At 42.4% G+C, this 14356-nt stretch carries 12 protein-coding genes; 7 read left to right on the top strand and 5 right to left on the bottom strand.

Translation table 11 applies throughout. The annotated features are described in order from the left end of the window. Positions 1–14: 14 nt before the first annotated feature. Both JMX97_RS07195 and JMX97_RS07190 read left to right on the top strand, forming a co-directional pair. Entirely contained in the window at positions 15–605 is a 591-nt protein-coding gene (locus JMX97_RS07195; protein WP_201556465.1) for a hypothetical protein, read from the top strand. A gap of 138 nt (positions 606–743) precedes the next feature. Beyond that, on the top strand, positions 744–1271 hold the full coding sequence (locus JMX97_RS07190; RefSeq protein ID WP_201556464.1) for a cytochrome b: 528 nt from the start codon (positions 744–746) through the stop codon (positions 1269–1271). A gap of 124 nt (positions 1272–1395) precedes the next feature. On the opposite strand, the gene minE is transcribed toward JMX97_RS07190, so the two are convergent. The 5 genes from minE to JMX97_RS07165 form a co-directional block, all read right to left on the bottom strand. After that, on the bottom strand, positions 1396–1686 hold the full coding sequence (gene minE, locus JMX97_RS07185; RefSeq protein ID WP_201556463.1) for a cell division topological specificity factor MinE: 291 nt from the start codon (positions 1684–1686) through the stop codon (positions 1396–1398). Then, positions 1686–2501 (bottom strand): septum site-determining protein MinD, encoded by an 816-nt coding sequence (gene minD / locus JMX97_RS07180; protein ID WP_201556462.1) that lies wholly within the window; start codon positions 2499–2501, stop codon positions 1686–1688. Before minD ends, minE begins: the two co-directional genes overlap by 1 nt. A gap of 429 nt (positions 2502–2930) precedes the next feature. Further along, positions 2931–3764, bottom strand: coding sequence for a septum site-determining protein MinC (gene minC / locus JMX97_RS07175; protein WP_201556461.1), 834 nt, complete (start codon positions 3762–3764; stop codon positions 2931–2933). A 232-nt stretch (positions 3765–3996) separates the two neighbouring features. After that, positions 3997–5106 (bottom strand): hypothetical protein, encoded by a 1110-nt coding sequence (locus JMX97_RS07170; protein ID WP_201556460.1) that lies wholly within the window; start codon positions 5104–5106, stop codon positions 3997–3999. 248 nt (positions 5107–5354) lie between these two features. Next, positions 5355–6299 (bottom strand): acyltransferase, encoded by a 945-nt coding sequence (locus tag JMX97_RS07165; RefSeq protein ID WP_201556459.1) that lies wholly within the window; start codon positions 6297–6299, stop codon positions 5355–5357. Positions 6300–6826: 527 nt separating this feature from the next. On the opposite strand from JMX97_RS07165, the gene JMX97_RS07160 reads away from it, so the two are divergent. The 5 genes from JMX97_RS07160 (at position 6827) to JMX97_RS07140 (ending at position 14338) form a co-directional block, all read left to right on the top strand. Further along, positions 6827–7480, top strand: coding sequence for an OmpA family protein (locus JMX97_RS07160; RefSeq protein ID WP_201556458.1), 654 nt, complete (start codon positions 6827–6829; stop codon positions 7478–7480). A gap of 301 nt (positions 7481–7781) precedes the next feature. Continuing rightward, positions 7782–9242, top strand: a complete 1461-nt coding sequence (locus JMX97_RS07155; RefSeq protein ID WP_201556457.1) for an imelysin family protein — start codon at positions 7782–7784, stop codon at positions 9240–9242. A 400-nt stretch (positions 9243–9642) separates the two neighbouring features. Beyond that, a complete protein-coding gene (locus JMX97_RS07150) occupies positions 9643–11274 on the top strand; it encodes a di-heme oxidoredictase family protein (protein ID WP_201556499.1) in 1632 nt (543 codons plus the stop codon). A gap of 127 nt (positions 11275–11401) precedes the next feature. Next, the gene (locus JMX97_RS07145) at positions 11402–12571 is read left to right on the top strand and encodes an imelysin family protein (protein WP_201556456.1); all 1170 of its coding nucleotides are present in this window, start codon (positions 11402–11404) and stop codon (positions 12569–12571) included. Positions 12572–12661: 90 nt separating this feature from the next. Next, on the top strand, positions 12662–14338 hold the full coding sequence (locus JMX97_RS07140) for a DUF1513 domain-containing protein (protein ID WP_201556455.1): 1677 nt from the start codon (positions 12662–12664) through the stop codon (positions 14336–14338). Positions 14339–14356 lie beyond the last annotated feature (18 nt).

Here is a 14356-nt window from a genome sequence, read left to right as displayed (position 1 = left end):
ATTGTGAGCAACGTATGAAAAAAATTCTAAAACATTCGTTTGAAGCAGTAAGCTTGCTGACCACTGACAATGGCATGCTTGATGTTACTATCGTCCCAGCGCTCAATCAACCTGACTGGATTATCCCCAGCAGTTTGATTTTGAGTGTGGATGACTATCATGAGTATATTTGGACTTATCTGTGGCAACAGCAAGAGGTTGCCGTATTTCATATGCTATCGCGCGATCAGGTTCCAGATAAAATAGTAGTAATAGAAGGAAATACCGCGTTGCACCGCGTTGCTTTACAGACTACAGGCGAGTTGCGTCAAATAAAAGTTCGCATCTCTGAAGTTAAAGATGGCCAATTACCTGAGCATTTCGTTGACGTTGCTGCTAGCAATATCGACGACAATAAAGCCAAAGACGATAATAGTATTTATCAGCAAAACAATTTTAGTACTATTGACAATAGAACTGATAACAAGATCGATGACATTGAAGAACACTTTAGAGAAAATGACGTGCTATCCTATCTATTTCAAACGGTCATTATTGAGGACACTCCTTATCTGGTACCGGATTTGGATAAAATTGCGCACCAGTTGGTTAATTCGGATAGCTAATGCGTTAAGGCTGAGGTGGAGTATGGTTACGAAGTCACAATCGCCTACCCGGTAACTACTCTACCAATCTATCAAGATTAATTGCTATCAATAACCGTTGCGTCATATCAGCTAGAGAGCTGATTAGCAGGATAATATATGAATAATGTCAATCCAAACGCAACAAAATGGCCACTTAGCAGTCGTCTATTTCACTGGGTAAGCGCCATTTTATTATTGGTTACTTGGATATTAATGCTGCTGTACCAGAATACAGATGACAAGGCTTATATCGGTCTACATAAAGCCTTCGGTATCAGTATATTGTGTTGGATGATAGCGCGAGTAATCAATCGTGTGTTTACTAAAGCGCCGCCCGCTCCGCCGATGCCAAAATGGCAACGGGTCATATCGAAATTGTCTCATTTTGGCTTGTATGCATTACTTATTGCTATGCCAATGGCGGGATTATTAATGACCGTTTATGGGGGTAGGCCAGTTGATATATTTGGTTTGTTTCAAATTCCGGTTTTTGTGACCCCTGATCGTAGTGCGGCACGTTTTTATAATGACGTACATACTGATATTATCTGGCCGATGATTATAGCCTTTACTTTATTGCACATCAGCGCGGCCTTATATCATCAGTTTATCTTAAAAGATAAGCTAATCAATCGGATGAAGTAATGGTTTAGCCGTAACAAATTGAATAAAAAAAACCTCAGTACGATGCTGAGGTTTTTTTATTTGGATTTCTATGTTATTAAATTGCTAACGCGTCTACCTTATAACACGTAGATACTCAAAAATTTTATTTCTTGTGCTCAGGTAAGCTGATATTCATCTCAAGCACATCAAGGGTATCTTCATGACGATGATTAATGTTCACATCGTCAATCTGTACACCATTAACATATTTATTGACCACTTCAAGTATTTCGCGTTTCATCTTCTCAATACGGTCGGCAGTCAGACGATTATTCAGGCGATTTTCACTCGCAACAATAACTTTTAAACGCTCAGTCGCCATATTGGCACTACCAGAGACATTATTATCATCTGAACCAAACAAATTACTCCAAAATCCTTTTTTCTTATTCATTATTGACCTCCAAACCAGCGCTGTAGTAGACTCTTTTTCTTCACATCAATATGACGTAATGGACGTTCTTCCCCTAAAAAGCGGGCGACGATATCGTCATAGCATTGACCAGCAACAGAGTCAGTATAGTGAATGACTGGCTCACCGTGGTTAGATGCTTCAAGTACAGAATGACTTTCAGGGATGACCCCTAATAACGGCACCTTTAGGATATCATTAGAGATGGTTTCAATACTCATCATTTCACTGGCTGCAGCACGTTCCGCATTATAGCGAGTAATAATTAAATGCTCACGGATAGAGCCTTGGTCTTCTTCAACCTTTTTAGTTCGGCTTTGCAAAATACCGATGATACGATCTGAGTCACGTACTGAAGATATCTCAGGATTGGTGACAATAATTGCCTCATCTGCATGATACATAGCTAGCTGAGCGCCACGCTCAATACCCGCTGGCGAATCGCAAATAATATAGTCGAATTGCTTGGACAGCTCAGCCATAATCTCTGCCACACCTTCGTCTGTGAGCGCGTCTTTATCACGCGTTTGACTGGCAGGTAGGATATATAAGTTCTCTAACCGTTTGTCTTTGACGAGTGCTTGCGACAGACGAGCATTACCACTGATGACATCAACAAAGTCATAAACGATACGGTTCTCACAGCCCATAATCAAGTCTAGATTACGGAGGCCCACATCAAAATCGATGACCACTGTCTTATAGCCACGTAATGCCAAACCGGCAGCAAAAGAGGCGCTGGTCGTGGTTTTACCCACACCGCCTTTGCCTGAAGTGATTACAACAATCTTTGCCACAATGGCACACTCCTATGAATCAATGGGATGTCTAATAGCTAAAATAGCGCATTTACTTTTAATATATGTGCTACGTGCGAGCGTAAGCCTAGCATAAATAAACAAAAACTTATAGCAAGTCCGTATGAAAGGACAGAAACCTACAAAATAAGTGCTACCTTGTTGCTACATTACAGCAGCGCCTACTAATAGTCTAGATAGTGGCTGAATTAAAGATTTATGGTAGCGCAATTTTGTTAAATAAACTTACTCTAGTGCTCAACCTTTTTTAACCTATTACAGTATTGAGTAACGGCTCAACCAAATATTAACTGCACGCTTTGGACAATTGCTTTGTTGATTAACCAACAGTCAATTAACAAAGCAAGTATCAAAAGCAATAAAGATATAGTCCCTATAGCTTATCCAAGCACTAGATTATACAAACACTCAGGCATTATCCATAATGGTAAATACTAAGCCTTGACCTTCTACAAAGCGTACTTGTACCGGTTTATCAATTACATTCTCAGGTAAATTATCTCGTAAGCAATAAGTGCCAGCAACCGACACCAACGAGGGATTAAAGACTTGACAGAAAATACGCGCATCTCGATCACCTGTAGCTCCTGCGACTAAGCGCCCTTGTGCACGGCCATATACGTGTAAGCTATTATCGGTAATCGCTTCAGCACCACTATTAACGCTATTGGTCAAAATCAAATCACCACCGACATGGTTAAGGGTTTGTCCTGAGCGTAGCATTTGATCATAGATTAGGCTGGTAATATGCTCGGCGCTGAGTAGGGCCTCTGCTGATTGTTTGGTAGCTGTAGTCGATTCAACAGTTTCGTTGTTTGCTGCGGCGCTAATGCTATTATCAGATGGCTTTTCTGCACGGTTATCAACAGCTGCTTGGTTGACGGGGGGTACAGATTTTTTGCTGGGTAAAATGCGCTCAATACGCTTGCCCTCTGCTGGGAATATCGCTAATTGTTGAGCGCGTGCTTGTGTGTCAAGCAGACCGGTAATTACACCGATAGGCTGTAGGCCCCATGACCACAGTAGGTTTACTAAAGCCGCTAAATCTTGTTCAATATCACTATCAATGATGACTGGAATATTGCTGGTCTTATTACTCAGCATACCAGCAAGCTGAGTCTCAATAGCAGACAGATCATCAGTACTCAATTGCAAGCGCGAAAAGGTCAGCATCTTGCCATAAAAAGTCATAGCAGGCGCGGCGGGAGAGAGGGCTTGGTTGTCGGTATCTGAAATCGTCATACTGTTAATCCTCAAGAGATAGTCATATCGCTGCGATCACGGCGCAGTTGTTATTATAGGTAAGTTATCAGCACACTATTAGGCAGCGTTCTTATTGGGGTCAGTGTACTAAGGAAGACTAGGGCTTAACAAGCCCATTAGCCTAGAGAATATAATCCAGCGCCTAATATACTTATAATTATAACTCCTATTATAACTACAATTTATTGGTAGGCATCAATTCATAAAATAGCTAAAAATTAAGCATATCCTGGTGCTTCCATTGTTGGACTTTTATTTGTGCTTCAAATTCTGACAAACTGTCAGCGATGATACGCGCTATTAGGCCATCAAGCGCCGTATTATTGGTATCAATATGAGCAACACCGTGGGCAATCGCAACCATTAAGGCGTCAATACGCTCGGCATCTAAGAGACGCTCATTAAGCGCATGGACGACATTTTCACCAATATTCTGTCCGACATGCTGTAGTTGTGACTCAATCAAGCTACCAGCGATCGGTATTAGACGTAGATAGCGACGCAGCTCGGGGGTGTTGGCCAGCCCGTTTTGGATCGCGTTACCGACTTCGCTCGCTATTAGATTGCCGCCCTCTGAGGTGTCAGTTAGTTTTTGCAGTTGCGGCGCCAGCTCTTTACGTAATAAAGACAGCAGTACTGACTCAATTTCTTTACGATTACGGCCAATGGTTGATTCAATCAATGACTGTTGCATTTCAGGATCGGTGAGCTGTTGCCGATAATTATGAATGGTGGTCAGAATAACGCGATCGGACAGCTCTTCTAAAACTAAGTTAATATAAAACTTAATACGGTTGAGCCACGGCTGCGGTAGAACTTGATAACCCAGCTGATATAGACGCCGACCGATGACTACTGCTCGAAACAACCGTAATGCACGTAGCTGCGGAAAACAGCCCAGCACTTCATACCAATGCACAAAGGGAAAGAAGAACCAGCGATAATAGACTTGCTCTTTAATGGCAATAGCCCAGCGTAATATTAGCTCACCAATCAAGAATAGGGTAAAAAACCCACCAGCCGTACGTAATGGATCGTGTAAGGTGCTTTGATACCAGCTCAGTCCATCGCTGAGCGCCAGCCACCCTGCGACATTGCTACTGAAGTTACTCATCAAAATAGCATCAACACTGATCAGTAATAAATCAATACTGATAGCGATAATCATCACAATATCATAGGTGAGCTTTAGACGGTTTGGCTTTGGACGCATGGGACGCTGAGGTTGTTGCGACCGAGTATCTAGAGGATTTGTAGACTGGTTGGGCAATGGCTTTGAGTTTGTAGGCGGGTTAGCAGCAGGAGAGGCGGACACAGTCATACCTTATATATATAGTGAGTGGCTATTAAGTAAACGGTAAGCTTTAATATTCACTAACATTATCAATGAATAATACCTAAAAACAACCCGTCAGCCATTATAATCGGACATTATAAATAAAAACAGCACAAGGCGATATTATCACCATTTTGACTTAATGCCATAGCAGTCACTACTATCATCTAACTCTTTATCTTAATCCGTCAATCAAGCGATTTTTGGCCTTAGGGTCGTATTATCATAAGGTATTAGACGGCATCAAATTCGGCAAGCATTTCAGTAATCAGCTGATCTTTTTGATGCCATACTTGCTCCACCCATTCGAACATTTGCGCCTTGATAGCCTCATCACTCTCGTAACCGCCATTTTGAATAGCAGTAAATAAAGCGTCTGGCATCTTGATATGTCGAACATCAACGCTCAAGCGCTTAATATTGCCTTTCCATAAATCACTATAAGTCGGTATGCCATCAGGATAGACAATAGTCATGTCTAAGATAGCATCGACTTCCTCGCCTAAGGCACTAATGGCTAGGGCCAATCCACCAGCGCGTGGCTTGAGCAAATGCTGATAAGGCGATTGCTGCTTATCGCGTTTGGCTGGCGTAAAACGCGTACCTTCCAAATAATTGAGGAGGGTAAAAGGCTTGTTTTTTAGTAGGGCGCAGGCGCGTTTTGCCTCTTCGATATCTTTGCCTTGCAGCGCAGGGTTTTTAGCGATTGCGTCTTTAGAATGCCGACGCATCATTGGAAAGTCTAAAAAATAAAAGGCTTGTCCTATTACAGGAATATAGATCAGCTCAAATTTGGTAAAAAATCGTGTCAATGGCAAACGTTTTTCACTGATATATTGCACGATACTGGTATCTACCCACGACTGATGATTACTGATAAGTAAGTATTTACCCTGGGTATCCACATCCTCAGGTAGGCTGATGCGCCAGTCTTTGTGTGGCAAAATATTATCAATTAAGGCGTTATTGCTGTTGATCCAAGCATTGGTAACTTGGATCACCGTCTTATCGGCAATAGCCGCGCCTGTAATCATTTTGGTTGCACCCATTAGCCATATGGGTAGACCTGCGGCGAGACTGGTGGCAGTGATAGCACTAGTAGCCGTGACCAGAGAAACCGCTTTGCCCACTTTAGGCGCGCGGTCATGTAATTTCTGTATGGCAGATGTCAATTTCATGTTCAATCCTTGAGTTTCGATATTATTAGTTTCGATATTATTAGTTTCTAAGTTATCTTTTTTTGGGATAGCTATTTTTATAGCGATAGTAGTTAGTAGTAGCGCAATAGGCATACCATTTAACTACGACTAGGGCATGATTTTAGCAGAAATCAATAACAGTGTACGAGTGTTAACGTGACTATCAGTGTATCCATCTCCAGCGTATCTATTTTATTTTTTATTAACAATAGTGTACCTTAAGCGAAGTACTATAATATCTACTTTGTTTCATATAAAAATTCTATGAAACATAAAAGGGGTCGCTGTTACCTATCGCAAAACTGAGCGCAAAGCATCATGCACTTCCTATACATAGATGTGACAAAATATTACACATAGTTAGGTTGCTCTTGACATAATAATGGTGAGTATTAGTGACACCTTATAAAATATTAGTCAATAAGATCTAATCGATAAGTTTCACAAAAAACGTAAAATCTAAAAGCATACTTTGTTTATAATTTTTAACTTCAGAGGAAAACATCATGCGTAACCAATTAATGATTGTAGCAGTAGCATCAGGTCTAGCACTGAGCGGTTGTACTACTGATCCCAACACTGGACAGCAACGTTTGAACAAAACAGCCATTGGTACTTTAGCTGGCGCTGCTGGTGGCGCTGTTATCTCAAAAGCAACTGGCGGGGATAAAACTGGTCGTGACGCCGCTATTGGCGCAGCACTAGGTGCTGGTGTTGGTTATTACATGGAGCGTCAGGCTAAGCAGCTTGAGCAACAAATGGCTGGCAGTGGTGTCACTGTTACCCCGAATGCTAATGGTAACATTGATTTAGTTATGCCAGCCAATATTACGTTCTCGTTTGATGATGCAACATTAAGCTCAGGTTTCAAGCCAACACTTGATAAATTGGCAGCGACTATGAGCGAGTACAATCAAAACTCAATCACTATTGCTGGTCATACTGATAGCAAAGGTTCAGCGTCTTATAACCAAGGTCTATCACGTGATCGTGCTTATGCTGTCGCAAACTACTTAAGCGCTCGCGGTGTACCATCTAGCCGTATTAATGTAGTGGCCTATGGTGAATCACGTCCAGTCGCTGACAACAACACTGATTATGGTCGTCAGCAAAACCGTCGTGTTGAGTTAACTATTAATGCGCCCAACAGCGTTCGTTAATTAACGAAAAAACAGTACTATAAAATTATAAATATTAAGAGGGTCGGCGATAAGCTGGCCTTTTTTTTATGGTTTTATGAAAGTGGTAATAAGCAAAATAATAGCAAAGTGAAAACATAGAGCAATTCAGCTAGTACTAATAATAAATCAGATTAAATACTTAGTAATTTAATAGAAGAGAGTTAATCTATCTATTGATAATAGTTATCAATACCATTATAATTTGCATCGGCCTAAATATTATATAGCTATTGACTGCTTTTTTGCTCTTTTTTGTTCGATAATTCCTCTGAGGACGCGTATGACTATTAACACCGTGACGAGCCGCAAGATTCTACCTACCACTTTAGCTGCTGCACTTGCAGGATTATTAATGGTTACGGGTTGTACCAAGCAGACTAATGACGATACCGCCGCCGCCGATAAGCAAACAGCCGTTCAAACTGACAAAGCTGGCGATAGTGTGCAAAAGTCAACTGCTGAACAGGCGAGTATCGATAGATTGGTTTTAAGCCATATAGACATCGTACACGCCGCTTATAAAGACTCACTAGATACCGCTAAGCTGTTACAAACGGCGGTTAATACTTATGTAGATACGCCCACACAAGCGAACCTTGATGCGGCAAAAGCGGCTTATAAAACAGCGCGACAGCCGTATTCGCAAACTGAAACTTTTCGTTTCGATGAAGGTTTTGTCACCGCTGATGACAAACGTGCTATTAGCAGTATTGATGCTTGGGAAGCACAGGTGAATGCATGGCCACTTGACGAGGCATTAATCGATTACGTCGATGACAGCTACGCTGGCGAGTACAATAGCAAAGATAATATTATCAATAGTGATAGCATCACCGTTAGTAGCTCAAAGCAAGATACCAAAACCATTACTCCTGATCTGTTGGCAGAAATGAATGAAATCGGTGGCAGCGAATCCAATGTCACTACAGGTTATCATGCCATTGAGTTTTTATTATGGGGTCAAGACACCAATGGCGTTGCTGAAGGCGCTGGTAATCGTCCAGTCAGCGACTATATGACTGACTCTACCGATGAGGTCGGTCAATGTACCAGCGGTGAGACCGTAAATACAGATGCCAGCGTTTGTAATCGTCGCGGTCAGTATCTAAAAGCAGTTACCCAATTGTTGGTTGATGATTTAGCCGCGATGGAAGCTGAGTGGCAGCCTGAAAGTAAAAACACCTTGCGTAGCGATATGTTGGCGCGTAAAGATAATAACGGCCTGCGCCAAATCATGTATCAAATGGGTAGTTTAGCATTAGGAGAGTTGGCTTCTCAGCGTATGCAGGTCGCCTTTGTTACAGGTTCAACAGAAGATGAGCATGAGTGCTTTAGTGATTTGACACATTTAAGTTATGCTAATAATGCTCTTGGTATTCAAAACGTCTTTAATGGCAGCTATAAAACGGTCGCTGGTGAATCAGTTGGCGGCTATGGTATCAAGAATTATTTGATAGATACTGACCATAAAGATGCTGCCGACAAGCTTACCGCGGACTTTAAAAAAGTAGAAGATGCTTTTAATGTAATCGTAGCCAAAGGCGAAAAAGAAAATATCAAGGTCGATCAAATGATCGCTACCGTCGGACAAGTGAGTAAGCAAGGTATCTCTGCTGAAGAACAAAATATTCGTCGTGGCTGGATCGAGAACGGCATCACTAGCTTGAAGATGCTGACTTCTGGGATTGAGAATGCGGCAAAAGCGGTCGGCATTGACAATCTAGATGCTGATGCTGGCTAACAGTCTTAAGCTGGTCTTTATTATTTAGCGACTGTTTGTTATTTAACGACTGTTTGTTGTCTAGCGACTATTTGTTATCTAACAACTACAGGCTTGGCGGTATAAGATCGGTTCTATAGTCTTAGTCTGTACTAAATTTGAATGCCTTTTGAATGGCTAATGAGTCACATCAGTCTAATGAGAATGATTTTTATGTCAGTAAAACTTAGGTATAATATGCACGTTGTCAATAATGGTTGGCAGCGTGTTTTTTATACCATATTAAAATAGCCTGATAGCTCAGGGCATAGACAGTTCCGATACATAGACAGTTCTGATATATCGACTAAAAGTGAAAAACTTTATAGCATGCGATTTTAATAGTTCTATATTAGAGCTAAGGTAATTCTTTATGAACACCATGAAAGCTATGAACGCCACAAAAGCGATACTAGCTGTTTCTTTTTATCCCTTTTCAGCACTACGTATGGCGCCATCCAAGCTTGCGCTAAGCGTGCTATGTGCGTTATCCGTAAGTGCCTGTCAACCGTCAGATAGTGTGACTGATACCAAACAAATTCAAGCAACATCAGCTGAGCGCACGCAAACCATTGAAGCACTGGCTGGCGTACCGATGCAACAGCTAGCTACCTTTGATCCGCAAGAGATTAAGCAGGGCGGCGATACCGGCGTTACCGTTACCAGCGCTGAGAGTTACTCTAAACCGTCCTCAAATCTGACTGCCTCGCGAAAGGGAGATTTCTTTATTGGCAATGCCTTCTTTAGCCAACCGTGGGTGTTGGCCCCTGCCAGCACTGATAGCCGTGATGGACTCGGGGGGCTATTTAACGTTGCGGCTTGTCAGTCTTGTCATGTGAAAGACGGACGTGGTCATGCTCCAATGACTACTGAAGATGATGCGGATAGTTTATTGGTCCGTCTTGCTATGCCAGCGACTACCGATGAGCAGCAGCAACAGTTGCAGAACTCTCTGATAGAAAAAGTCGCCCATCCAGTCTATGGTGGTCAATTGCAAGATCGTGGCATTCAGGGCGTACCAGCGGAAGCGCGTATTGTAGTGCAGTGGACAGATAAGCCGGTCACTTTTGCAGATGGTCATATCGAGACTTTGCGCGCCCCGACTTTTAACTTGACCAAACCTGGCTATGGCGCCTTTGATGATGAGCTGATGGTGTCACCGCGCATTGCACTACCGATGATTGGACTTGGTTTACTGGAGCAAATTCCTGATGAAGATATCAAAAAACAGGCCGTCAGTAACAATAAAAATGCAAACAGCATCCGCGGTAAGTTTAACTGGGTCATGGACCCACAAACAGGCAAGCACGCATTGGGCCGTTTTGGCTGGAAAGCGGGCCAAACGAAGCTGATTACTCAAAACCAAAGCGCCTTTAGTGAAGACATGGGTCTGACCTCAAATATTCGGCCTCATGAATCTTGTATGCCTGCGCAAACCGCTTGTCTTAATGCGACCACTGGAGCCGATGAACAAGGCAACGGTAAGCCACCTGTTGAAGTGAATGATGAAATCGCTAAGTTTGTAGAGTTTTATACTCGTAATTTAGCAGTTCCAAATCGACGTGATGCTGATGATGCAATGGTATTAGCCGGTAAAAAGCGTTTTTATGATATGGGTTGCCAAAGTTGCCATACCCCAAGATATCAGCTGCCAAAGACTAACGACGATAATCTTGAGCAGCACGGACAAGTGATTTATCCTTATACTGATTTGCTGCTACATGATATGGGCGATGATTTAGCGGATCGTACTATCGCGGGCAAGCTACCGCCAAAAGACGCACAAGTGGAATTTTTAGCCAACTCTTATGAATGGCGTACGCCAGCACTATGGGGGATTGGCTTGGCGCAAACCGTTGATCCTCAAGCTACCTTTTTGCATGATGGACGCGCTCGTACTTTGATGGAAGCAGTATTGTGGCATGGTGGGGAAGCCGCTAAGCAGCAACAAAAAGTGCTAAAACTGGATAAGCAAGGTCGGACTGAACTCAATGCCTTTTTAAAATCATTGTAATAGCGAGACAGACTTACTCTTAAGACAGATTCATGATTAATCGATAAATATATCGTCAAATACATTAATGAGATTGGCCGCCTCATTTACTAATTGATACAAACATTGAGACAATACCGAGAAATTTATGAAAAAGAACCACGCTTTAGCTATGGTGTTATCTGCACTGAGTGCTGGTCTATTGATCAGCTGCGTTAAACCTGCTGATGACAATAAAGCGGCTGATAATGACAGCCAAACGGTTGCGCAAGAGTCTACAGCGACCAAGGTCAGTAACAATGCAGCCGCTAATGAAAGCAATAATAGTGAGCAAAATATTGTTATCACTCCGGTAGACATTAGCGCTGATACTGAAAAAAAATATCTGACTCACGTTGCCGATACTATGATCATTCCAGCTTATGCGGACGCAGCGAAACAAAGTGAAGTGTTACATGATTTAGCACAAAAACACTGTCAGAAAGCGCCCGTTAGCGGTGATGAGTTACAAGCATTACGCGATCAGTGGTTAGTTTTAGCCCAAGCATGGGCCAGCGCAGAGATGATTGATTTTGGTCCAGCGACCGCCAGCATGAGCAATCTATATATTAACTACTATCCAGACGAGCGCGGCTTGGTGCATAGCGGTGTCGCTGAGCTCATCGCTGCCAATCCCACATTGACGCCTAAGCAACTGGCCAACGAAAGCGCTATCGTTCAAGGTGTACCCGGCTTAGAAGAAGCGTTATATGCTAATGATAGTCTAGACGCTGGTCAATGTGCCTATGTTATTAGCGCCAGTAGCGCACTAAGCACACGCCTAAAAGATATTGAAAGTAATTGGCAAGAGAATGCGACAGATTTATTGGTTATCAATCAAACCGCAGATAGCGATAAAGGCTTGAATCAATGGTTTAATTCCCTGCTGTCATCGATTGAGAATATGAAAAATATTGCGATAGATCAGCCGCTAGGTCTGACTGCCAAAGCGAAAGGTCATCTGCCAGCAACAACTGCTGGACAAAGTCGCGCCATTATCAATGCTAAATTAGCCACCTTAAATAGAGCACTTACTGATCCGGTACTAACGGCCATGCTTAGTAGTAATAACGAGAGTGAACTGGGTAATAATCTATCGACTGCACTTGCTGAAACGACAACCTTGCTAGCACAGATGCCGGAAGATTTAGTAACCGCAGACAAGGAAGCACAGCAAGCGTTGTATGATCATCTAACGACCGTCACGCGGCTAATTAAGCGTCAATTGATTCCGACATTAGGCGTTCGTGTGGGCTTCAATAGCACAGATGGTGACTAAACGGCTGGTACTGAATGACCGAAATCGAATGATGACTATTAAGTGATCGACAAGCAGACAAAAGCTATAGCAACTAAAGGTCTTAATACCATGGATAAGTGCACTACGCATAAGCGTACTACATATGAGCTGCTGACCGCTTCAGCGTCAACTGCGCTTGGCACCACTTTAGGAACCTTGATAGGCACAGCGGCTTTAGTTGGGCTACATCATCGCTATCGTAAGCAGCAGCAACCAGATGCGCGTTTGCAAGATTATTTGACTGGGTTGAATCAAGCGCATTCTGATATTAATGCACAGCTGAATGATTTATCGCGTTCTGAGAATCTTGACCGCTTAAAGTATGTTTGTCAGCAAGCTGTACAGGCTTATCAAAGCTATCCGAATGGCAGCTATTCTAATAAAAGTTATCCTAACTATTATAAGGATAAAAATGATGCTGATGAGGCTACAGCTAAGCTGTTAGCAATACATACTACCACCGTGTTGACACGTCCAGTATGTTGGGTCAGCGGGGTAGCGTCCATGCCGCAAGCGGCTGCGACTACAGATGGTAATGGTAGCGATAATAATTTTGGTGTAGTGGGGATTGATGCCGATCGCCAGATTGTTTGGCAGACGACTATGCCAGAGCGCGTTCATGATATTGTCGTGCAGCCCGATGTTAATAATACTGGTAATCAGGTCAGTGATAGCAATAATAAAACCACACGCCGCGATGTAGTGGTCATGGGTCGACGTCCAAGTGAAGGGTTTTGGGTATTAGATACGGCTACAGGACAAGTAAAGCATGCTATTAAATCAGCTACTGATAGACATTTTTATGGTCATGCCTGCTATAGCCTAGACGGTCAATTACTCTATGTGACTGAAAATGATACCGTAAGTTTAGCAGGTAAAATTGGTATCTATGATGTCAGTTGTGACTACCAAAAAGTCGCTGAATTTGGCTCGCATGGTATTGGGCCACATGAGCTTATTATGCATCCCGATGGTGAGACATTAATTATTGCTAATGGTGGTATTAAGACTGAACGAGCCTCACGCGAGGAGCTGAACTTAGATACTATGCATCCATCATTGGTTTATATTAATCGTCAAGATGGCCAGCTTGTTGAACAAATTTTTCCTGAGCACAATCAAATGAGCGTGCGTCATTTAGCCGTCCATAGTGACGGAACAGTGATGATTGGAATCCAATTTCAAGGCGAGAAGCATATCAATGTCCCTTTAGTACTGACCCATAATCGTGGTGATATCGACTTTAGTCCTTTAATCATGCCAGACAATCAATGGCAACGCTTTCATCAGTATATTGCCAGTGTCGTCGTTGATAGCCAACACAACTTATTGTGTGTGACCACACCCTTTGGGGGCTGTGCGGCAGTCTATGACTTGAATACTCGCAAATTGATTAGCGATGTGAGTTTGCCGGATTGTGCAGGGGCATCTGTGTTACGCAGTAGTGAGAGTTATAATACTCAAGCCAATTACAATAAAGCCAATCACAATAAAAATAGTGATCCTAAAAATAAAGACCTTAACTTTGACAACATTGAAACTGGTAAAAATACAGATAGTGGTAAGCAAGCTGGTTTTATTATTAGTGATGGTCTAGGTCAATTGACTACTTTGCAAGTGTCTGGCTTAAAAGGAACTGGGTTAAAGACAACTGCTTTAGATAGCGAAAAACAGTCGAACCAGCGTGTGACCAAAGACAGCAAGTTACATATAATGTCCTTTGACAATCACTTACAAGCTTTATAGTGAGAGCGTAATGATAAA

This window comes from Psychrobacter sp. 72-O-c (assembly GCF_904846605.1).
In the GTDB taxonomy this organism is placed as follows: domain Bacteria; phylum Pseudomonadota; class Gammaproteobacteria; order Pseudomonadales; family Moraxellaceae; genus Psychrobacter.
Note: the sequence above shows the minus strand (reverse complement) of the source record. Positions and strands in the feature narration are given on the sequence as shown.